The organism is Pseudomonas fakonensis (genome assembly GCF_019139895.1).
Classification (GTDB): Bacteria; Pseudomonadota; Gammaproteobacteria; order Pseudomonadales; family Pseudomonadaceae; genus Aquipseudomonas; species Aquipseudomonas fakonensis.
On record NZ_CP077076.1, the window covers coordinates 2,304,711 to 2,324,027 of the forward strand.

20 protein-coding genes, 1 tRNA gene and 1 riboswitch are annotated in these 19,317 nt (G+C 62.4%); of the genes, 10 read left to right on the forward strand and 11 right to left on the reverse strand.

The annotated features are described in order from the left end of the window. Positions 1-195: 195 nt before the first annotated feature. A complete protein-coding gene (gene yghU / locus KSS94_RS10430; RefSeq protein ID WP_217842895.1) occupies positions 196-1,062 on the forward strand; it encodes a glutathione-dependent disulfide-bond oxidoreductase in 867 nt (288 codons plus the stop codon). Here the strand turns inward: yghU and KSS94_RS10435 are convergent. Then, on the reverse strand, positions 1,051-1,503 hold the full coding sequence (locus KSS94_RS10435; RefSeq protein WP_217842896.1) for a GNAT family N-acetyltransferase: 453 nt from the start codon (positions 1,501-1,503) through the stop codon (positions 1,051-1,053). The two genes, yghU and KSS94_RS10435, sit on opposite strands and share 12 nt — an antisense overlap. 126 nt (positions 1,504-1,629) lie before the next feature. Between KSS94_RS10435 and KSS94_RS10440 the strand changes: the two genes are divergently transcribed. From KSS94_RS10440 to KSS94_RS10450, 3 genes are all read left to right on the forward strand, one after another. Next, positions 1,630-1,704: transfer RNA gene (locus KSS94_RS10440), tRNA-Asn, on the forward strand. A gap of 25 nt (positions 1,705-1,729) precedes the next feature. Further along, entirely contained in the window at positions 1,730-4,030 is a 2,301-nt protein-coding gene (locus tag KSS94_RS10445) for a hypothetical protein (RefSeq protein ID WP_217842897.1), read from the forward strand. 79 nt (positions 4,031-4,109) lie between these two features. Further along, positions 4,110-4,502, forward strand: a complete 393-nt coding sequence (locus tag KSS94_RS10450) for a hypothetical protein (RefSeq protein ID WP_217842898.1) — start codon at positions 4,110-4,112, stop codon at positions 4,500-4,502. Positions 4,503-4,839: 337 nt separating this feature from the next. On the opposite strand, the gene KSS94_RS10455 is transcribed toward KSS94_RS10450, so the two are convergent. The 7 genes from KSS94_RS10455 to KSS94_RS10485 all read right to left on the reverse strand — a co-directional run bounded on the left by KSS94_RS10455 (position 4,840) and on the right by KSS94_RS10485 (position 9,692). Further along, the gene (locus tag KSS94_RS10455; RefSeq protein WP_217842899.1) at positions 4,840-5,769 is read right to left on the reverse strand and encodes a LysR family transcriptional regulator; all 930 of its coding nucleotides are present in this window, start codon (positions 5,767-5,769) and stop codon (positions 4,840-4,842) included. A gap of 17 nt (positions 5,770-5,786) precedes the next feature. Further along, positions 5,787-6,296 (reverse strand): flavin reductase family protein, encoded by a 510-nt coding sequence (locus tag KSS94_RS10460; RefSeq protein WP_217842900.1) that lies wholly within the window; start codon positions 6,294-6,296, stop codon positions 5,787-5,789. 25 nt (positions 6,297-6,321) lie between these two features. Then, entirely contained in the window at positions 6,322-7,353 is a 1,032-nt protein-coding gene (locus tag KSS94_RS10465; RefSeq protein WP_217842901.1) for a methionine synthase, read from the reverse strand. A 26-nt stretch (positions 7,354-7,379) separates the two neighbouring features. After that, positions 7,380-8,366 carry a DUF1852 domain-containing protein gene (locus KSS94_RS10470; RefSeq protein WP_217842902.1) on the reverse strand — a complete coding sequence of 329 codons (987 nt, stop codon included), beginning with the start codon at positions 8,364-8,366 and terminating at the stop codon, positions 7,380-7,382. A gap of 30 nt (positions 8,367-8,396) precedes the next feature. Next, positions 8,397-8,627 (reverse strand): hypothetical protein, encoded by a 231-nt coding sequence (locus KSS94_RS10475; protein ID WP_217842903.1) that lies wholly within the window; start codon positions 8,625-8,627, stop codon positions 8,397-8,399. A gap of 123 nt (positions 8,628-8,750) precedes the next feature. Then, positions 8,751-8,948: riboswitch (cobalamin riboswitch) on the reverse strand. Positions 8,949-9,265: 317 nt separating this feature from the next. Beyond that, positions 9,266-9,508 carry a hypothetical protein gene (locus KSS94_RS10480; protein WP_217842904.1) on the reverse strand — a complete coding sequence of 81 codons (243 nt, stop codon included), beginning with the start codon at positions 9,506-9,508 and terminating at the stop codon, positions 9,266-9,268. A 10-nt stretch (positions 9,509-9,518) separates the two neighbouring features. Continuing rightward, positions 9,519-9,692, reverse strand: coding sequence for a hypothetical protein (locus KSS94_RS10485; protein ID WP_217843682.1), 174 nt, complete (start codon positions 9,690-9,692; stop codon positions 9,519-9,521). A gap of 390 nt (positions 9,693-10,082) precedes the next feature. Between KSS94_RS10485 and KSS94_RS10490 the strand changes: the two genes are divergently transcribed. Further along, positions 10,083-10,715, forward strand: a complete 633-nt coding sequence (locus KSS94_RS10490; protein ID WP_217842905.1) for an HAD family hydrolase — start codon at positions 10,083-10,085, stop codon at positions 10,713-10,715. 282 nt (positions 10,716-10,997) lie between these two features. Here the strand turns inward: KSS94_RS10490 and KSS94_RS10495 are convergent, their stop codons facing one another. Further along, positions 10,998-11,891, reverse strand: coding sequence for a LysR family transcriptional regulator (locus KSS94_RS10495; protein WP_217842906.1), 894 nt, complete (start codon positions 11,889-11,891; stop codon positions 10,998-11,000). A gap of 172 nt (positions 11,892-12,063) precedes the next feature. Here KSS94_RS10495 and KSS94_RS10500 point away from each other — a divergent pair, with 172 nt between their 5' ends. The 4 genes from KSS94_RS10500 (at position 12,064) to KSS94_RS10515 (ending at position 15,546) form a co-directional block, all read left to right on the forward strand. Further along, complete coding sequence (locus KSS94_RS10500; protein ID WP_217842907.1) at positions 12,064-13,377, forward strand: dicarboxylate/amino acid:cation symporter; 1,314 nt, start codon at positions 12,064-12,066, stop codon at positions 13,375-13,377. A gap of 34 nt (positions 13,378-13,411) precedes the next feature. Continuing rightward, on the forward strand, positions 13,412-14,323 hold the full coding sequence (ttdA, locus tag KSS94_RS10505) for a L(+)-tartrate dehydratase subunit alpha (RefSeq protein ID WP_225935864.1): 912 nt from the start codon (positions 13,412-13,414) through the stop codon (positions 14,321-14,323). 20 nt (positions 14,324-14,343) lie between these two features. Next, positions 14,344-14,952: a L(+)-tartrate dehydratase subunit beta gene (gene ttdB, locus KSS94_RS10510; protein ID WP_217843567.1), complete on the forward strand. Its 609-nt coding sequence runs from the start codon at positions 14,344-14,346 to the stop codon at positions 14,950-14,952. 261 nt (positions 14,953-15,213) lie between these two features. Beyond that, positions 15,214-15,546 carry a colicin E1 family microcin immunity protein gene (locus KSS94_RS10515; protein WP_217842909.1) on the forward strand — a complete coding sequence of 111 codons (333 nt, stop codon included), beginning with the start codon at positions 15,214-15,216 and terminating at the stop codon, positions 15,544-15,546. Between the two features lie 14 nt (positions 15,547-15,560). On the opposite strand, the gene KSS94_RS10520 is transcribed toward KSS94_RS10515, so the two are convergent. Then, entirely contained in the window at positions 15,561-17,234 is a 1,674-nt protein-coding gene (locus KSS94_RS10520) for a colicin-like pore-forming protein (RefSeq protein ID WP_217842910.1), read from the reverse strand. Between the two features lie 397 nt (positions 17,235-17,631). Here KSS94_RS10520 and KSS94_RS10525 point away from each other — a divergent pair, with 397 nt between their 5' ends. Further along, the gene (locus KSS94_RS10525) at positions 17,632-18,540 is read left to right on the forward strand and encodes a LysR family transcriptional regulator (protein WP_217842911.1); all 909 of its coding nucleotides are present in this window, start codon (positions 17,632-17,634) and stop codon (positions 18,538-18,540) included. On the opposite strand, the gene KSS94_RS10530 is transcribed toward KSS94_RS10525, so the two are convergent. Further along, complete coding sequence (locus KSS94_RS10530; protein ID WP_217842912.1) at positions 18,526-19,296, reverse strand: substrate-binding domain-containing protein; 771 nt, start codon at positions 19,294-19,296, stop codon at positions 18,526-18,528. The two genes, KSS94_RS10525 and KSS94_RS10530, sit on opposite strands and share 15 nt — an antisense overlap. Positions 19,297-19,317 lie beyond the last annotated feature (21 nt).

A 19,317-nucleotide genomic window follows, 5' to 3' on the forward strand; every position in this document is an offset into this window, starting at 1 on the left:
TGCATTCGCCTGTGCCGGCCCTATCGCCGGCAAGCCGGCTCCTACAGGTGGCGCGCTAGCTTTTAGAAATTGAACAAGACAGTTGCGCCGCCGTTGCACCACGCGGAACAGTCAATTGCTCCGCGCACTGTCACTGCTGCGCCAGCGCATGGGTAAGGTATTCAGCCAACAGCCATCCGCCCCCAGGAGCGCACCATGACCGATCCCACCCGGCACAACCTGCCCGCCGGCTACCTCCCGCCCAAGGTCTGGGCGCCCCAGGCCAGCCACGGCGGCACGTTCGCCAGCATCAACAGCCCGCAGTCCGGTGCGCGCTACGAGCACGTGTTGCCGGTGGGCAGGCACCCGTTGCAGCTGTACTCCCAGGGCACGCCCAACGGGCAGAAGGTGACCATCCTGCTCGAGGAGCTACTGGCGGCCGGGCACAGTGGCGCCGAGTACGACGCCTGGCTGGTGGACATCTTCAAGGGCGAGCAGTTTGCCAGCGGCTTTGTCGACATCAACCCCAATTCGAAAATCCCGGCGCTGGTGGACCACAGCACCGCGCCCGCCACGCGGGTGTTCGAAAGCGGCTCGATTCTTGTGTACCTGGCCGAACGCTTCGGCGCCTTCCTGCCCCGCGAAGGGCAGGCGCGGGCCGAGACCTTCAACTGGTTGATGTGGCAGATGGGCTCGGCGCCGTTCGTGGGCGGCGGCCTGGGGCATTTCTATGCCTATGCGCCGATCAAGATCCAGTACGCCATCGACCGCTATGCCATGGAGACCAAGCGCCAGTTGCACGTGCTGGACACGCACCTGGCGCGCAACGAGTACCTTGCCGGCGGCCAGTACAGCATCGCCGACATGGCCGTGTGGCCGTGGTATCCCGGCAGCCTGATGGGCGTGTACGGCGCCGACGAGTTTCTGCAGGTGGAGCAGTACACCCACCTGCTGCGCTGGTACCACGCCATCGCTGCGCGCCCGGCAGTGGCCCGGGGCAGGGTGGTCAACCGTACCTCAGGCGCGCCGGGCGAGGGCTTGCGCGAGCGTCATGACGCGGCGGACTTTGCCTCACTCAGCTGAGCCTCGGCGCTTCTCGAAGCGTACATCCCGGGCGTCTACCGGGCCGCTCGCCAGCCACCCATGGCGGCGATAGAAACCGTTGGCGCGGGTCGCCTCGTCGCCGTCGGTAATCAGGTGGATCGACGCGTGGTGCTGGAACAACACCTGCTCCGCCTGCTGCAGCAGCAAGCGGCCGATGCCCCGGGCTTCGAAGTCCGGGCGTATGAACAGGGCGAACAGTTCCCCTGCGTCGAGGTCCACCATGGCGAAGCCAACGGCCTGCCGGTCGGCTTCGGCGACCCAGGCACAGGGGGCGGCGTTGATGGCGTCGGCCAAGGTCAGGGCGGTGATGCCCAGCGCGTGCATTTGTTCGCGGGAGAGGTGGTTCTGCTGCACGCTGGTGCGGATGTCGAACAGCAGTTCGATGTCGTCAGCAGTGGCAGGGCGCAGGGTGATGGCCATGGGTGAATGCCTTGTTGTGGGGTGGTGGGCCTTCCAGGCCCGCGGCACAGCGTAGCCCAGCCTGCACCGCAATCAGCACGTGGCGCTTCACATCCTGTGCGCGTTACCCGACAATGCCTGCTCTGTTCCGGGGTAGTTCAGCGGCAGAACACTCGGCTGTTAACCGGGTGGGCGCTGGTTCGAATCCAGCCCCCGGACCCACTTTATCCTACGCTCATGAGGACGCATGCCCAGGGAAGGTAGCGAATCTGACGGCACACCTGGCATCGGCCCAGGTTATGCAGTTTGGCAACTGTCGAAGGCGCTGAGCGCCCTGGACGACAACCTCAGCCAGCAAGCGCGCGCCCATGCAGCTGAGCGGATCACGCGCTGGCAGCAGGTGATTGCGCATGCGCTGCAGGGCACTGCGCACTATGGTTCGCCCACACCCTTTGCAGACGTACCCGCCTGGGTGACCCTGGAGGTCGTGACAGGTGGCTTTGCCACCGGGCGTCTGTTGGCTGGCGGTGCACTGACCGAACATGAGCGCGAACTGGCGGCCTCCATCCCCGGCGTGCGCCCAGGCTTTGAGCGGCTTGATATCAACGCGTGGCATCTTACCGATGAAGGCGTCGCGGCATTGCAGCGCCGCCTGGCCAGCGGCGATTACCGGGTCGATGTCCCGGAAGAGGCAGCGCTGGCGACCGTGGCCTGGCTGCTGGGGCAACAACGCGTGGAGCAAGCGCGCAGGTTGATCGAAACCATCGTGCCGTACTTCGATTGCCTGCGTTTCTTCCCGGCGCCTGCCCAGGGGCTGCCGGTCTCGGCGGCGCAGGTGCATGTGGTGGGGGCCGGTGAGGTCAGGCAGCAGCTTGCGAAACGGCCCGCGCAACCGCGTCTGGCGGTGCAGAAGCAGGTCATCGAAACCCGCCTGCCGCTGTACGACGCAGCCATTGCCCTGTGCCTCTCGACTTACCAGGAGGGCTGGCCCTGCCGATGCTATCCGCAAGGCTGGCATGAGCAGGCCGCAAAGCTTTGTGCGCAGTTCGATGCCGCGTGTCGCGCTCACTCCAGCGCCAAAGGCCGGGCCATGGAGCTGTTCACTTTGCTCGCCCAGTGCTCCGAGGCGCCGGGCACATTGACGGGCCGCCAAGTCGGGCGGATCCGCCGCATCGTCGATGATTTTGTGCGCAAGCACGGCCTTCCCGATTCCCACGCCCATCGCCAGTACCGGGCCAGGCAACGGGGCCAGGTGGCCACACCAGGGCATCATCTGATTGCAAGGGCAGTGTCAGAGCGCCTGGCGCGTTACCCGGCCGATGCGGGCATCTGCGATTTTGCTGCGCTGTGCGAGCCGATCACTACCGAGGAGGCGCAGGCCTTCAAGCTGGCACAGGGCGTCGTGCTCCCGCAGGCGATTCGCCGGCGCCTCGAACGCTGTCGCAGCGGGACCCTCACTGAGCTGATCGATTGTGGCGTGATCACCTCAGGCGACACCGTTGCGCAGGTGCTGCCGGCGATGGCTGCCGAGCTCTGCAGCGCCGGCTTGGGCGATGCTCAACTGCGCAGGCTGTATGCGGCGACCTACGCTGCGTTTCGTCGTCGCCGCTCGTTACTGCTGCTGCACCTGCACAAGCAAGTCGCCTTGAGCGATTTGCCGTGGGTTGAGGCCGTCGAGGGCGACCGCCAGCCTGAGGCCGTTGCAGCAGACGCCGCCCGGCAGGCGCTGGTCGAGGCATCGGCATTGACGCTCAGCGCCTTCCCGCAGGCCATCCTGCCCAACAAGTTGCTGCAGGAGCTGCGTGCGCTGTGCAAGGCTGCGGCATTGGATCTTCCATGGGTGGATGAGGTCGCCGCAGACATCTTCATGGGCGAGTTTTCCAACAGGTTCATTCGCGCTGCCAGGCAAGCGGCCCAGTCCATGGCGGGGACCTTGTACGCCCGTTACTACGATATAGACACCGACGCGCTGGCCACGCTTGCCGACAGGCCGAAGGCGGCGCTAGCCTGGTGGCAGCGCTCACAACGCGCCTGCAATAGCTTGGCAGTCCTGAGCGCAGAGCGTGCGCAGGCCGAGCTGGGCGGCTACCATCCCGCGACCAACGGCACCATCATCGAACAGCAGCAAATCCTGACGACGCAAAACCTTGCGCTGCTGTTCTGTGAGCTGGGCCTGAAAACCTTGTTGCAGCCGCGCCTGGGCACATTGGCGCTGACATGCTTCAAGTGGGTGTGCGCACGCCAGCAAATACGGCTTGAGCACCGTCACGCACGCCTGGTGATGCTCAAGAACACGGCTTATGCCTGGCGCCAGATGGTGTTCTATCTCGCCATGCTCGATGAGCCAGAAAGGCAACGCGCTTTCGAAGCCATCGAAACCCACTTCGCCGCGCAGCCCGCGGCCTGGCGCGACCAGTTTCTGCCGGCGATGCTTGGGCTGCGTTTGGCAGCCGCCGGGCATCGGCTCCCCCAGGGCGAGCCAAGCGCTGAAGGGGCACGGGTGTTTCTGGGGTGGTCCACCCAACCGCATTGGTTGTTGCCGTCGTAGCGGGTCTTCATGCCCATCGGGTGCCAAACATCAGGTGGGCGGTTCGCCAGCAAGCCATTCACCCAGGGCCAGGATGCCAATGATCAAACTGATCCCCGACACCGAGGTCGATGCCCTGCTGGGCAAGGCGCAACAGGGCGAGCTGGCGCTCACCGAATTATCGCTTTGCGCCAGGCAGTTGGGCCTGGGCCCGGCAGAGTTGTTGAACGCCTTGTCGATTGAAGTTGCCGAGCGTTTCGTACAGGCGGGCATGCCGTACGCGGTTGGCGATGACATCATGAACGGCTTGTTCTCGGCCATCTTCGATCTGGGTATGGACGGGCAGATGCCGCAGCCGGCGTTCGATATCTATCTGGCTTTCGACGAGGGGGAGTATCAGCACTTGGGGGACTTGGAACACATCATTCCTTCAGAGCACTACACCCGGTCGCAGTTGTTGGTGCTTTTGCAAGGGGTGGCCGACAGCGCTTGACCATGACCCGCGAGGCGGGCGCGCAGCCTGCATGCTGCGCTGCACCTGTAGGAGCCGGCAAGGCGCTCTCATGAAACAAACCAAAAACCATTGATCTAACACGGTCTGCGTGGGAGCAACTGTCTTGCTCAATTTCTAAAAGCTGGCGCGATCCCTGTGGGAAGCGGCCTTGTGTCGCGATGGGCTGCGAAGCGGCCCCAAGGTCTTGGCCTCATGCAAAATTGCCGGGGCTGCTTCGCAGCCCATCGCGACACAAGGCCGCTTCCCACAGGGATCACGCCCGCTGCAAGGTCTTCAGCAAGACAGTTGCTCCTACAGGTACAGCGCTGACTCAATCTCAGCCAGCCCCCTGCGACACCGCATTCACGCCCTCCAGGGTCGCGAACGAAATATCCTTGGCGGTCAGCAAAAAGTCACTCATGTAGGGCACCTCGAGCATGTCGCTGCGCACCGCCGCGTACAGCGTGGCCTGCAAGCCGGTTTCACCCAGGCGCCTGGCAAGCACATAACCGCGCGAGCTGTACTCGTGCACCGCCCAGTTCGGCAGGCAGCACACGCCACGGCCGCTGGCCACCAGTTGCATCATCATGATGGTCATTTCGGCGGTGCGTACCTGGGCCGGTTCGATGTCGGCCGGGTCGAGAAAGCGGGTGAAAATATCCAGCCTGTTGCGCTCGATGGGGTAGGTGATCAAGGTCTGCCCGGCGAGGTCGACAGGTGTCAGGCAGGCTTTGTCGCGCAGGGGGTGATGCTTGTCGATGGCCAGCATGGCCTCGTAGCCGAACAGCGGCACGTAGGTGATCCCTGGCAACTCCACCGGGTCGGAGGTCACCACCAGGTCGAGGTCGCCGCGCTCCAGGGCCGGCAGCGGGGCGAACGACACACCGGATGCAAGGTCCAGCTCCACCTCCGGCCAGGCGCTGCGAAATTCATCCAGCGAGGGCATCAGCCACTGGTAACAGCTGTGGCACTCGATGGCGATGTGCAGGCGATCGGCCGCACCGCTTACCAGCCGGCTGAGATTGCGCTCGGTGCTGCGGATCTGCGGCAGCACCTGGTCGGCCAGTTGCAGCAGCTTCAGGCCCGCAGTGGTGAAGCGCACCGGTTTGGATTTACGCACGAACACCGGCATGCCGATGCGGTTTTCCAGCTCGCGAAACTGGTGCGACAACGCCGACTGCGTCAGGTGCAGGCGCTCGGCCGCATCCGGCAAGCTGTCTGTTTCGCGCAGGGCATGCAGCGTGCGCAGGTGTCTCAAGTCAATCATGGGTGGCAGGCTGGCCCTCACACCGCGTCATGGGCGGCGAGGTTGCAGTATTGTCCTTTGAAGTACAGCAAGGGTTGGCTCGCCGTCGTTTCCTCAACGTTCAGCGCCTTCACCTCGCCGATAACGATCAGGTGGTCACCGGCGGCGTGTTCGGCGTGGATCTCGCAGTCCAGCCAGTGCAGGCTGCCGGCAATCAGCGGGTTGCCCAGCGGCGAGGCCCGCCACTGCACGCCCTGCCACTTGTCCGAGCCCCTGCGGGCGAACTGGTTGGAAACCCCAACCTGTTCGCCGGACAGGATGTTCACCGCGAAGCGGCCCGCCTTGCGGATCGCCGGGTAGCTGGCCGAGCTGGACATCACGCTGAACGAGACCAGCGGTGGGCTCATCGACACGCTGTAGAACGACTGGCAGGTAAAGCCAAGCGGCTGCCCATCGATCAGCGAGGTGATCACCGTGATACCGGATGCGTAGTGCCCGAGGGCTTCGCGAAAATGCGACGGCTCTATGGCCAGGCTGGAACGTGACATGGTCAGTCCTGATGGTGGCGTGTCTTCAACGGGCCAGGATTTCGCGGCGCACGATTTCTGCACCGGCGCTCAAGGCTTGCAGCTTGCCTCTGGCCACCTGGCGCGGCAGCGGAGCCATGCCGCAGTTGGTGCACGGGTAGAGCTTGTCGGCATCCACGAACTGCAGGGCCTTGCGCAGGGTGTTGGCGACTTCCTCGGGGGTTTCGATGGCATGGTTGGCCACGTCGATCGCACCGACCATCACCTTCTTGCCGCGGATGAGTTCGATCAGCTCCATGGGCACATGGGAGTTGTGGCATTCCAGCGAGACGATATCGATGCTGGATTGCTGCAGCTTGGGGAAGGCCTCTTCGTACTGGCGCCACTCCGAGCCCAGGGTCTTTTTCCAGTCGGTGTTGGCCTTGATGCCGTAGCCGTAGCAGATATGCACGGCGGTCTCGCACTTGAGGCCTTCGATGGCCCTTTCCAGGGTGGCGACACCCCACTCGTTCACCTCGTCGAAGAACACGTTGAAGGCCGGTTCGTCGAACTGGATGATATCGACGCCGGCAGCCTCCAGCTCCCTGGCCTCCTGGTTGAGAATCTTGGCGAATTCCCAGGCCAGTTTTTCGCGGCTTTTGTAGTGGCTGTCGTAGAGGGTATCGATCATGGTCATCGGGCCTGGCAGGGCCCACTTGATCGGCTGGTCGGTTTGCCCACGCAGGAATTTGGCATCCTCGACGAACACCGGTTTCGGCCGGGCGACGGCCCCCACCACGGTCGGTACGCTGGCGTCGTAGCGATCACGAATTCTGACGGTTTCGCGCTTCTCGAAATCAACCCCGCTCAAGTGTTCGACAAAGGTGGTGACGAAGTGTTGGCGGGTTTGCTCGCCATCACTGACGATATCAATGCCGGCGTGCTGCTGTTCTTGTAGCGACAGGCGCAGGGCATCTTGTTTGCCCTCGAGCAAACCTTCGTCTTGCAACTTCCAGGGCGACCAGAGTGTTTCGGGTTGTGCCAGCCAGGACGGTTTCGGCAAGCTGCCGGCAGTGGAAGTGGGGAGCAGTTTTTTCATGGGGTGACCTTAGTATTCTGGAAGTTTCAGGCAGCGTATTGGGCGGACCATTGCTCGAGTATCGAGTGGTAAGGCTTGATGAAGTGATCTTCGGCAAACTTGCCCTGCTCGATGGCCAGCCGGCTGCGCTCCTCGCGGTCGTAGACAATGCGGGTCAATGAATAGTCTTGATGCTGCAGGCTGGGCTGGTAAGACTTCCCGGCAGCAGAGTTGGCATTGTAGATTTCCGGACGGTAGATCTTCTGGAACGTGTCCATGGTGCTGATGGTGCTGATCAGTTCCAGGTCGGTGTAATCACCCAGCAGGTCGCCAGCGAAATAAAATGCCAGCGGCGCGACACTGTTCGGCGGCATGAAGTAACGCACTTTCAGGCCCATTTTTTCGAAGTATTCATCGGTCAGCGAATAGGCATCTTGCAGGTACTCAACGCCCAGCACCGGGTGCAGGTTCTCGCTGCGATGGTAGGTTCTGCTGCTCGAAACGCTCAGGCAGATGACCGGCGGCTTGTCGAAATGCTCGCGGTAGGCGCTGGAGCTCAAGAAGCGTTTGAACAGTTTTCCGTGCAGTTCGCCAAACTGTTCTGGCGTGCTGAACGCCGGCCGGTTCTTGTTGTGCCCAAGTAGCAGAACGCTGAAGTCGTAATCGCGCACGTAGGACGAAAAATTATTGCCGACCATGCCGGCAACGCGCTTGCCGGTCGTTCGGTCAAGGATGGTGGTCTTGAGGATTTCGATCAAGGGCAGGGCGTTATCGCCCTGTTTGCCATCGATATTCAGTTCGGCAGAAATAATGTCGAGTTCGACGGTATAACGGTCCGCCGTGGGGTTATCCCAATGCGCCAGTGTGTTGAAGCGGTTATCGATCATGCGCAACGTATTGCGCAGGTTTTCCTGGCGGCTGGCACCCCGTGCCAAGTTGGCAAAGTTGGTGGTGATGCGGGTATTTTCCGACGGCTGATAATGCTCGTCGAAACGAATGCTCTTGATCGAGAATTCAAAATTATTAATCGTCATGGCCGGGTGCTCCACTCGAGTTTCATAAGCTCAATAATTGAGGCGCAGTGTAGGGAGGGGGCGCTTCGAGTGGAACTGAATTACTTTCACAAACGCGTTAGTCATGTTCATGACCGGCGCAATGCCCTTGCTAAAGCGCGTTGCACAAGTTTGCTGAGCGTCAGCTTGCGGTGTGGCGCGATGGGCAAATGCCCGCAGGTGATGCGCAGTGAGCCCAGGCAGGGTCGATACCCCAAGCAGGGTAAAGGCGCGGTGCAGCATGGGGGCGATCTCCTGTCGAACGTTACGCGCAAGATGCGTACGGACAGGCATCACCTTGCCCCGTGCAGGCACGGGGCAGCACCCTGGGCAGGGTGAAGGATGGCCATCCCGGACACCCCGCCGGTTGGTGAATGTTTGCCGGCAGGTCTCCTGACTGATGCGTCATGGCCTTGCTCCAACCTTCCCGGACTTTGTCCAGTGGCGTATCAGGAGCAGGCTCGGCACCTACAGTTGCGGGGGCAGTTCCGTTTGGCTCGCATGCAGGCGAGCGACGGATTCCCTATTAATTCCGAGGTGGAAACCGGCGGCTGGCATCCTAGACCATCGGGCGGGTGATGGGAAGGTTGGTGATACGAGTCCCATGGGCGCGTGCCTGCCCTACCATCAGCCAGCGGCATCCTCCTCGGCTCACCCAGCATCAACATTGCCAAAGATCGCCCGGCTCTGGCGGGAGCCACTGTCTTGTGCTGCTCGTACTGGCCTCATCGCCGGCAAGCCGGCTCCTACAGGTACAGCGCAGGTTTGAAGGCTGGTGATCAATGTAGCCGGCTTGCCGGCGATAGGGCCGTTACAGGCCGCACCAGACGGTATGTGCGCAGCTGTCCTCTGTACGACAGCGCAGCCCCTGCGGCTGGCGTTCAATTCATCGCCGAAAACCGCCGCCGTGTCGCCAGCAGCACCATCCCCAGGGGCACTGCCAGCAATGCAAGCAACTCCAGGTCAAAACCCAGCACCTGCTGCTGGCCGGCTGTAAAAATACCGACCAGCCCCCCAGCTAGCAGCGTTACGCCCAGCCAGGTGCGCAGTGGGCAGGGTTTGAGGAACTGAACGAGTGCCGTACCCACTGCCAGAAGGATGACGCTTTGCATGATGTGGGGCATCTGCCGCTCCTCAGATCTTGATGATGTCGACGACCATGCTGTTGACCTGATAATGCGCGTGTTTTGCTTCGCCGAAATGCAGCTCGCGCAGGCGGCCTCGGTCGCTGTCCATGAGCGTGATTTGCGAGAGGTTGAAGACGATCCCGTCGTCGGTCTTGTACTGCGTGGTCTTCTCGAACTTCATGCGCGTATCCATACGTGCCAAAAGAGCGAATTTTCTACAAGCGCTGGGTGAGATGCAAACGCTCATCAGGTCTAGCCAGGTCATAGGCGTTTTGGCGCTTGCATGTGCTTGGGCTTCGGTTGACGTTGCCTTCCCGGTGGCCGAACTGGCGCAGGCGTTCGCCCACGCCCGGCAGTTGCGCTAGGTCTGCGTGCAGTAAGGGGAGGTGCTGTTGGCGGGGGTGGGTGTGTAGGAGCGGCTTTAGCCGCGAAGCAGGCAACGCGGTGCCTGGCCAGACCATCGGGCGGGTGATGGAGAGGTTGGTGTTATGGGGCCCGCGGGCGCGTACCTGCCCCATTCTTAAGGTAAGCTCCACCGCCTGGCCAAATTCCCCAGCAAAGGAGCTGCCCCATGCAAAACACGATCGATACGGTGGTCTTCGACCTGGGCGGTGTGCTGGTCGACTGGAACCCGCGCCACCTGTACCGCAAGCTCTTCGCCGGCGATGAAGCCGCCATGGAGGCGTTCCTGGCAAACGTCTGCAATGCGGCCTGGAACGAGCGTCAGGACCGCGGCCGGCCATGGTCACAAGCTATTGCCCAAGCCATCGCTGCCCACCCGGACCACGAGCCCCACATCCGCGCCTACCGCGAGCGCTGGGACGAAATGCTCGCCGGCGCGCTCGAAGGCACCGTGCAGGTGCTGGACGAGTTGCATGGCGCAGGTGTCAGGTTGATCGCCCTGACCAACTGGTCGGCGGAGACCTTCCACTACGCCGAGGCGCGCTTCGCGTTCCTGAAGCAGTTCGAAGGCATTCTGGTCTCCGGCCAGGAGGGCTTGATGAAGCCTGAACCGGAAATTTTCCAGTTGCTGCTGAACCGCTACGGGCTCAGTGCGCCAAGCACGCTGTTTATTGATGACGTGCAGAAGAACGTTGATGTGGCGGTGGAGCAGGGCATGCAGGCCATTCGTTTCACTGACCCCACGCAGTTGCGCACTGCCTTGCACGGGCTTGGCTTGCCGGTGGCCCAAAAGCGCGCATGAACGGCGGCATGCCGCTGATGCCGAAGCGCCAAGGCCCCTGTGGGAACAACTGTCTTGCTGATGATCTTGAAGCGGGCGTGACTCCTGTGGGAAGCGGCCTCGTGTCGCGATGGGCTGCGCAGCAGCCCCGGCAATTTTGCATGATGCTCAGTTCCGGGGGCTGCTGCTCAGCCCATCGCGACACGAGGCCGCTTCCTACAGGGCCGCGGTGCATCTGCAGAGATTAGTTTCCTGTGCGACAGCGCAGCCCTACGGGCGGGGTGATCTCCTACTGGGCCTGGTTCAGACCCCCTGGCGGAAAAACCCGCGCAGATGCTCGACGAAAAACGCCACCTTCGCCGACAGGTTCAAGCGCTCCAGATACACCGCATAGATATCCGCAGGCGGCGTCTCCCAGTCCGCCAGCACCTCCACCAGCCGCCCGCTCTCCAGGTGCTGGTGCAGGTTCCACTCGGCGCGCATCAGGATGCCCTGGTCGTCCAGCGCCCAGTTCAACGCCACCTCGCCATCGTTGGTGCTCAGCCGCCCGGCCACCTTCACCGTCTCGCTCTGCTTGCCGCGGCTGAACCGCCACAGCCCGAACGCGGCATCGTTCTGGCGCAGCACGATGCAGTCGTGCTGCGCCAGGTCCTTCGGTGCCTGGGGCGTGCCGAACGCGGCAAGGTAGGCCGGGGTGGCGCACAGCCGCCGGCGGTTGGCGGCGATGCGCCGGGCAATCAGCCGCGAGTCAGGCAGCTCGCCAAAGCGGATGGCCACATCGATGGCGTCGTCCGGCAGGTTGATCGGCCGGTCGCTCAGGTGCAGTTGCACCTCCACCTCCGGGTAACGCCGGGCGAATGAGGCAATGGCCGGGGCCACGTGGGTGCGGCCAAAGCCCAGCGGTGCATTGACCCGCAGCAAGCCCTTGGGCTCGGCCCGGCTGCTGGACACCTGGCGCTCCATCTCTTCGATTTCTTCAAGAATGCGCCGGGCATTGACCAGGTAGGTCTCGCCCTCGGCGGTCAGGCTGATGCTGCGGGTGGTGCGGTTGAGCAGGCGCACGCCCAGGCGCTGCTCCAGCTGGGCCAGGCGCTTGGAAACCGCAGGCGGGGTGAGGTTCAGCTCCCGGGCCGTGGCGGCAAGGCTGCCCACGCGCACCAGCTGGGTGAAGAAGGCCAGTTCCGACACAGGGTTCATTGGTAACTCCAGGGAAACAATGATGTGAATTCGATTGTATTACAGCAATCCAGAAAAACCATTAACGTTCACTTGCCTGATTAACCACAAAAAAACTGGGCTATTCAGCTGCCTGCCTGGCAAGCCCACACCGCCACTCAATCCGACCCACAACAATAATTCGGAGACGGCAATGGCCAAGCGCTACCTTGGAAAACTCTACGTACAAGTGCTCATCGGGGTGACCCTGGGCATCCTGCTCGGGCTGTTCTGGCCCCACATCGGCGTCGACCTCAAGCCCCTGGGCGATGCCTTCATCAAGCTGATCAAGATGGTCTTCGCCCCGGTGATCTTCGCCACCGTTGTGCTGGGCATCGCCAAGATGGAAAACATGAAAGAGCTCGGCCGTGTCGGGTCGCGAGCGCTGATTTATTTTGAAGTGTTGTCCACCTTCGCCCTGGTGCTTGGGCTGCTGGTGGTCAACCTGGTGCAGCCGGGGCAGGGCATGAATGTCGATGCCGCCACCCTCGACATCAAGAGCATCGAGACCTATACCGCAGCCGCGGCGCAAGGCACCGGTGGCTTCACCGACTTCCTGCTGCAGGTGATCCCGGCCAGCGTCACCGACGCCCTGGCCAAGAACAACATCCTGCAGATCCTGCTGTTCTCGACCCTGTTCGGCATCGCCCTGGCGCACCTCGGTCCGCGCGGCAAGCCGGTGGTGGACGTGCTCGAAAGCTTCTCCCACGGCATGTTCCACATCGTCGGCATGGTCATGCGCCTGGCGCCGCTGGCCGCCTGCGGGGCGATGGCCTTCACCGTCGGCAAGTACGGCCTGGGCTCGATCGTCTCGCTGGGCAAGCTGGTCGCCACCATGTACCTGACCTGCTTCATGTTCGTGGTCATCGTGCTGGGCTTCATCGCGCGCTTGTCGGGCTTCAGCCTGTGGAAGTTCCTCAAGTACCTGAAGGAGGAGCTGTTCACCGTGCTCGGCACCAGCTCGTCGGAGTCGGTGGTACCGCAGCTGATGACCAAGCTGGAGCGGGTCGGGGTATCCAAACCCGTGGTCGGCCTGGTGATCCCCTCGGGGCTGACCTTCAACCCCGATGGCCAGTGCATCTACTACACCATGGCCGCGATCTTCATCGCCCAGGCCACCAACACCCCGCTGAGCCTGATGGACCAGCTGATCGTGCTCGGCGTGCTGCTGCTCACCTCAAAGGGGTCGGCGGGGGTTACCGGCTCCGGCTTCATCACCCTGGCTGCCACCCTGGCGACCATGGACAAGATCCCGGTGGCCGGCATGGTCCTGCTGCTGGGGGTGGACCGCTTCATGTCCGAGGCGCGCGCCATCACCAACACCATCGGCAACGCCGTCGGCACCGTGGCCATCGCCCGCTGGGTCGGTGCCCTCGACCAGCAGCGCCTGCACCAGGTACTCGACGGCCAACCCGAACCACAGACCGAACCGCAGGCCACCGCGCCAGCCCTTACCCGTAACGCCTGACCAGCGCCTTGTGATGCAAAGAGGAGATAACAAAGTGGATACCACACTCGACAAAAACGCCGCCGTAGACAACCTCACCGACGTGCTGGCCAAGTTCACCGCCTACATCGGCAAGCGCCTGCCCAGGGATGTGAAGGTCAAGACCGCCAAGCTGCGCGCCGCCGAAACCAACCCGCTGGCCATCGCCGTGTACGACTCGATGGCCGACAACCAGGAGTACGCCGACAAGCTCAACCGCCCCAGCTGCCAGGACACCGGGGTGATCCAGTACTTCATCAGTGCCGGTGCGCGCTTCCCGCTGCTGGGCGAGATGGAGGGCATCCTCGAGAACGCCACCAAGGAGGCCACCGTGCACGGGCCGCTGCGCCACAACGCGGTGGAGACCTTCATCGAGAAGAACACCGGCACCAACACCGGCTCGAAGATCCCGTGGCTGGACTGGGAAATCATTCCCGACGCCGACTACGCCATCGTCGATGTGTACATGGCCGGTGGCGGCTGTACCTTGCCGGGTTCGGCCAAGGTGCTGATGCCGGGGCAAGGCTACGAAGGGGTGACCGAGTTCGTCTTCGACGTGATCACCTCGCGTGGGGTCAACGCCTGCCCGCCGCTGTTGGTGGGGGTGGGGGTGTCGACCTCGGTGGAAACCGCAGCGCGCCTGTCGAAAAAGGCCATCTTGCGCGAGGTGGACTCCAGCCACCCCAACCAAAGCGCGGCCATGATGGAAAAGCTGCTGGAGGAGGGCCTGAACGAAATCGGCATCGGCCCCCAGGGCCTGACCGGCAACAGCAGCGTGATGGGGGTGAACATCGAGTCTTCGGCACGCCACCCCTCGACCATCGGCGTGGCCGTGTCCACCGGCTGCTGGGCGCACCGGCGCGGCAAGATCCGCATCAATGCCGACCTGACCTACGACATCCTTTCCCATGAAGGTGTGATCTTGTGAACAGCACTGTGAGCAGCCCTGTGAAAAAAATCATCAACACCCCCATCAGCGACGAAGACCTGGCCGGCCTGAACGTGGGCGATGTGGTCTACCTCACCGGCCAGCTGGTGACCTGCCGCGACGTGGCCCACCGCCGCCTGATCGAGCTCGGCCGCGAACTGCCGGTAGACCTGCGCGGCGGCGCGATCTTCCACGCCGGCCCCATCGTCAAGAAGAAGGACGACGGCAGTTTCGAGATGGTCTCCATCGGCCCCACCACCAGCATGCGCATGGAAAAGTTCGAAAAGCAGTTCATCGAGCAGACCGGCGTCAAGCTGATCGTCGGCAAGGGCGGCATGGGCCCGGAAACCACCACCGGCTGCCTTGAGAACAAGGCCGTGCACGCGGTGTTCCCCGGTGGCTGCGCGGTACTGGCGGCCACCCAGGTGGAGGAGATCGAGCGCGCCGAATGGCAGGACCTGGGCATGCCCGAGACTCTCTGGGTGAACCGCGTGCGCGAGTTCGGGCCGTTGATCATCTCGATCGACACCAAGGGCAACAACCTGTTCGAGCAGAACAAGGCCCGCTTCAATGAACGCAAAGGTGCGGTGATCGAGAAGATCAACAGCCAGGTGCGGTTCATCAAGTAAGCCTGAGGGAGCATCTGCCTTGCTTCTGCTTCAGAAGCAAGCGCGGTTCCTGGAGAGGCTTTGTGCCGCACCGGCGATACCTTGGCATCCACATTTCGACAATGGCCAGGAAGCAACCACGGAAATACATATCATTTCTGCTTTGTCAGAGGCGTTCTCTAGGTTTTAATGCCAGTCTGACTTGGCAGTGGCCATTCCCTGCACAAGAAAAAAGCGCCGATCCCGATAGGAACCGGCGCCCCTTGTATCAATGGGAACCCGATGGATCGAAAGTACTACATCCACCACCTGCTTATCGGCTGCGTCTACCTGATTACGGTGAGCATTGCCTGGGCTTACAGCGGTGACGCATTTTACGAATCACACTGGCTGGTGGCGTTCATGGTGCTCAGCACCTTGCTCTACCCCTGTGCCAGGTACTTCGTGCAGGCAAGTGCCTACCGTGTGACCGGCCCAACATTCTGGACGCGCGGGTACTTTGTCGAGGATGTGAACAGCCCCAGTCTGCGCGCCTTGTTTTCCGTCCTCTGTATTTTGCTTGCCATCCCGCTTGGTATGGCTTACTTGCTGTTCAGATTGGTGCGCAAAGGCTGATCCGCACGCCTGGCTTACAGCTCCAGAATGAAATTGTTAATGTTGGTCATCAGCTCATCGGTAACCAGTGCGCTGACCGCTGCCATTAGTAAGGCGAAGCCCAGCAGCCCAAGGGTGGTCCCCGTCATTATGGTAAAGACTGCTGCCACTGCTGCAGTTGCTGCTTTGCCAGCCAGAATAGTCTCGGCTTTGACGAAGAAGGGCGACCAGTTCCCTGTCTCATTGGCTTTTCTGGCCTCCGTCAGCAGTTCCACGGCGTCCATCACGTTCCCCACCGAGCCGAAGGCTTTACTGAAACGTGCCAGATCCTTGGACATGCGTTGCTGATCCAGGGCTGCGAGGGCATTGCTGATAGCCTGACGATCCTTGACGCTGAACTTCTTGTCGAGAATGGCCTTGTATTGGTCGAACGCCTTGAGTGCCTGCTGAGCATTGCGGATACGTTTACCTTGTGCCTTGTCGGCAAGTTCCTTGGCCAGGGCAGAGGCCTTTTCGCCGTATTTGGCCGTCACCTCCTTGAAGAAATCGGCAGTGAACTTGATCCCATCCTTGATCTGGTCGGCATCCGCCGCACGATAGGCCAAGTCGCCGAAAGCCGCCGCGGTTTCATTCAACTGACGCGCCGACTCCTGCTTGAGTAGCGCATCGTGGTAGCTCACCCATTTGCGGCCTAGCGTGGTGTTGTTCTGTAGGAAGACCAGTTCCTTGAGCGCTTCCAACTCGGGCTTGCTCAAGGGGGCATTGATCTTTGGGTTGTTCGCTGGGAAGGTAAAAGTGATGCCACCGCGACTGTAGGGTGGCGGTGCCACAATCGGGCCGACGCCAGCCAGGTTAGCCGCCGCTAATTGCTCCATGAGCAATTTGTAGTGATTCAGCGCCTGGGCGGTCGACAGGTTTGTCACCACGCTCGCGCTCTTCACGATCTCGGTCTGCAGAAATTCTGGCAACTGCTGGAAATGGATATCCCGTTCCTGGGTGATCAGATCCAGGCGCTGGTCCTGTTTCTCTACTGTCGGCACTGCCTGTGCGTCAAGCTGATCACGCTGTCGTGCCAACCCGGCAAGTTTCCCGGCAATAACGCTGACGGCCAGCGACAGCGACTTGGCCTCCAGGGCGGCCTTGTAAACATCGTCGTAGAGAGCCCACAGCTTCACCAGGCCGTCAGGGGTGGCTTTCCCGGAATTGAGGAACTCATGCATCATCTTCGGCGGCAGTACCTCCATGAGGAAGTACGGGCTCTGACCGTGCATTCCGAACATCTGCGGCACGACGGAAATATAAAGGGCCTTCTTCGCCGCGATCAGCTCTACGGCAGCCTTTTGTTCGGCCGCCGCCGCTTGTGCTGGGGCCAGGTCCTGGCCGGCCTTGGTGGCTACTTTCTTCTGTTCCAACTCACGTTCGGTGTCAGCGGTGAGTGTCTTGAAGCGGGCAGTGTAAGTCGCGTCGATCGCCTTCTGGTTCCAGATTTGCTCATTCATGAACTCAGCCATGACATTCGGGCCACCGATCTCGTGACGCGTGCTACCTGTGCCTTCGCCACGGCGCGGCCCTTCCTGTAGTCCCCAGCCGCCGCTGCTGTTGATGTAGCCACCGCCGCCGCCAGGGCCGTAGGTCTGTTGACGATCCGGAGTAATAATCAGGGGTTCGAGAAAGGCTGTGCCTCCAGGAACAAATCCATTTTGTGCCATCTGTAAGTCTCCTTTGAAAGCTAAAAAAGCACTGAAATTTGCGTTTATGCAAAATTTGGATATCAGCGCCCAGGCATCATATGCATTGAAATGCATTTGTGCAAGTTTTGTTGATGCACTTATGCATTCACGTCATCGAACGCTTCATCGAAATGCAGGGTGGGGCTGTTCGAGGGCTGTGTTACGAAACCATCCGGGACGCTTTAGCCCGTGGTCAGCGGTTGCAGGGTTGGCGAAACCCAGGAGCGTTCGACCAGAAGATCAAGGGCTTGGGCCCTAAACTGAAAGAGTGAGGCTTGATGAATCTGCAAGCTAACATTCCGCCCAGCTGGCCTCACCGCCCCGATCGAAATACCATTGATGCACATTTTCGATCAAACCCTTGGGGGCCATTGCGGTGAGCATCAACTTCGACCTCAACGACCTGCAGGCCTTTCGCGCCGTGGTCGAGCAAGGCAGCTTCCGCCGCGCCGCCGACGCCATCCGCATTACTCAGTCAGCCTTGAGCCGGCGCATCGAAAAGCTCGAGTCGGCGCTGGGCGTGAAACTGCTCGAACGCACCACCCGCAAGGTTTCGCTGACCAACGTCGGGCGCGCCTTCCTGCCGCAGGTGGAGCGCCTGCTCGACGACCTCGACCTGGCCCTGCTCAGCGTCGGTGACGGCGGCGCGCTGCGCACCGGCAGCCTGACCATCGCCTGCGTACCCTCGGCCGCCTATTACTTCATGCCCGATGCCATCCGCAGCTTCCACGGCCAGTACCCGCGCATCAAGATCCACCTGTTCGATGCCTCGGCCAACGAGGTCAGCGCTGCAGTCGCCTCAGGCGAGGCGGACTTCGGCCTGAGTTTTACCGGCAACCTGGCGCCGGAAATCGAATTCAGCCCGCTGCTGGAGGAGCGCTACGTGATGGCGTGTCGCAAGGACCACCCGCTGGCCGGGCAGGCCCAGGTGACCTGGGCGCAGGTGTACGAGCACGACTTCATCACCCTGGGGCGCTCGTCGGGTAACCGGCTGGTGCTGGACCGGGCGCTGGCCGGCGTAGCGGTGGGCCGCGAGAGCGTGTGCGAGGCGCGCCATGTGACCACGGTGCTGGGCCTGGTGGAGGCGGGGTTGGGGGTGGCGGCGGTGCCGTCGATCGCCATGCCGGGGCCGGCGCACCTGGTGTTGACCCAGGTGCCGTTGGTGGAGCCCGAAGTGCGTCGGCAGATGGGGTTGCTCAAGCGCCGCGGGCGTACGCTGACACCGGCGGCGCTGGAGATGGAACGGTTGATTCGGGCATTGCCCGGCACCTTAGCGCGGAACTGAGTCCAGCCCGGTGGCGCGCACGCTGTCCTGTACGGCGGGGGAAGCGAGGTAGTCGAGCAGTTGCTTCGCCTCGGCGGGGTGCGCGGCGCCGGTGGGGATACCTGCGGCGAAGCGGGTGACCGATTGCAGTTCTTCCGGGAGCTTGCCCACGTAGCTCACCCCCGGCACCGGCAGCAATTCGGCGACCTGCTGCAGGCCAACCTGGTACTGCCCCCGGGCCACTTCACCGGCCACCGGCACGCGCTCGACCATGGTGCTCTTGGCCGCCAGTTGCGGCTGGATGCCCAGCTTGCTGAACAGCTCGTTCTGCACATACACGCCGCTGGCGCTGTCGGAGTAGGCCACCGATTTTGCCGCCAGCAGGGTCTGCTTCAGCTCGGCGGCGGTGCCGATGGCGGGCTTGGGCTGGCCCTGTTTCACCACCAGGCCGATGCGCGAGTCGGCCAGCTCTACCCGCGAGGCCGGGTCGACCTTGCCCTGTTTGATCAACTCGTCCAGGGCATAGCCGACCATGATCACCACGTCGGCGTGTTCGCCCCGGGCCAGGCGGTTGGGGATGGCCTGCGGCGCCTTGCCCATGGACGGGCCGAGCACGCTGGTCAGGGTATCGCCGCTGCGCGCCGCGTACTGCGGGCCCAGGCGCTGGTAGGCGGCGGTGAAGCCGCCGGAGGTCATCACGGTCAGCTCGGCGGCCTGGGCCAGGCTGCAGCAGGCGGCCAGGGCGAGGGTGAGCAGGGGTTTGAAGGTGTGCTGCATGGGCATGTCCTTTGAAGAGGG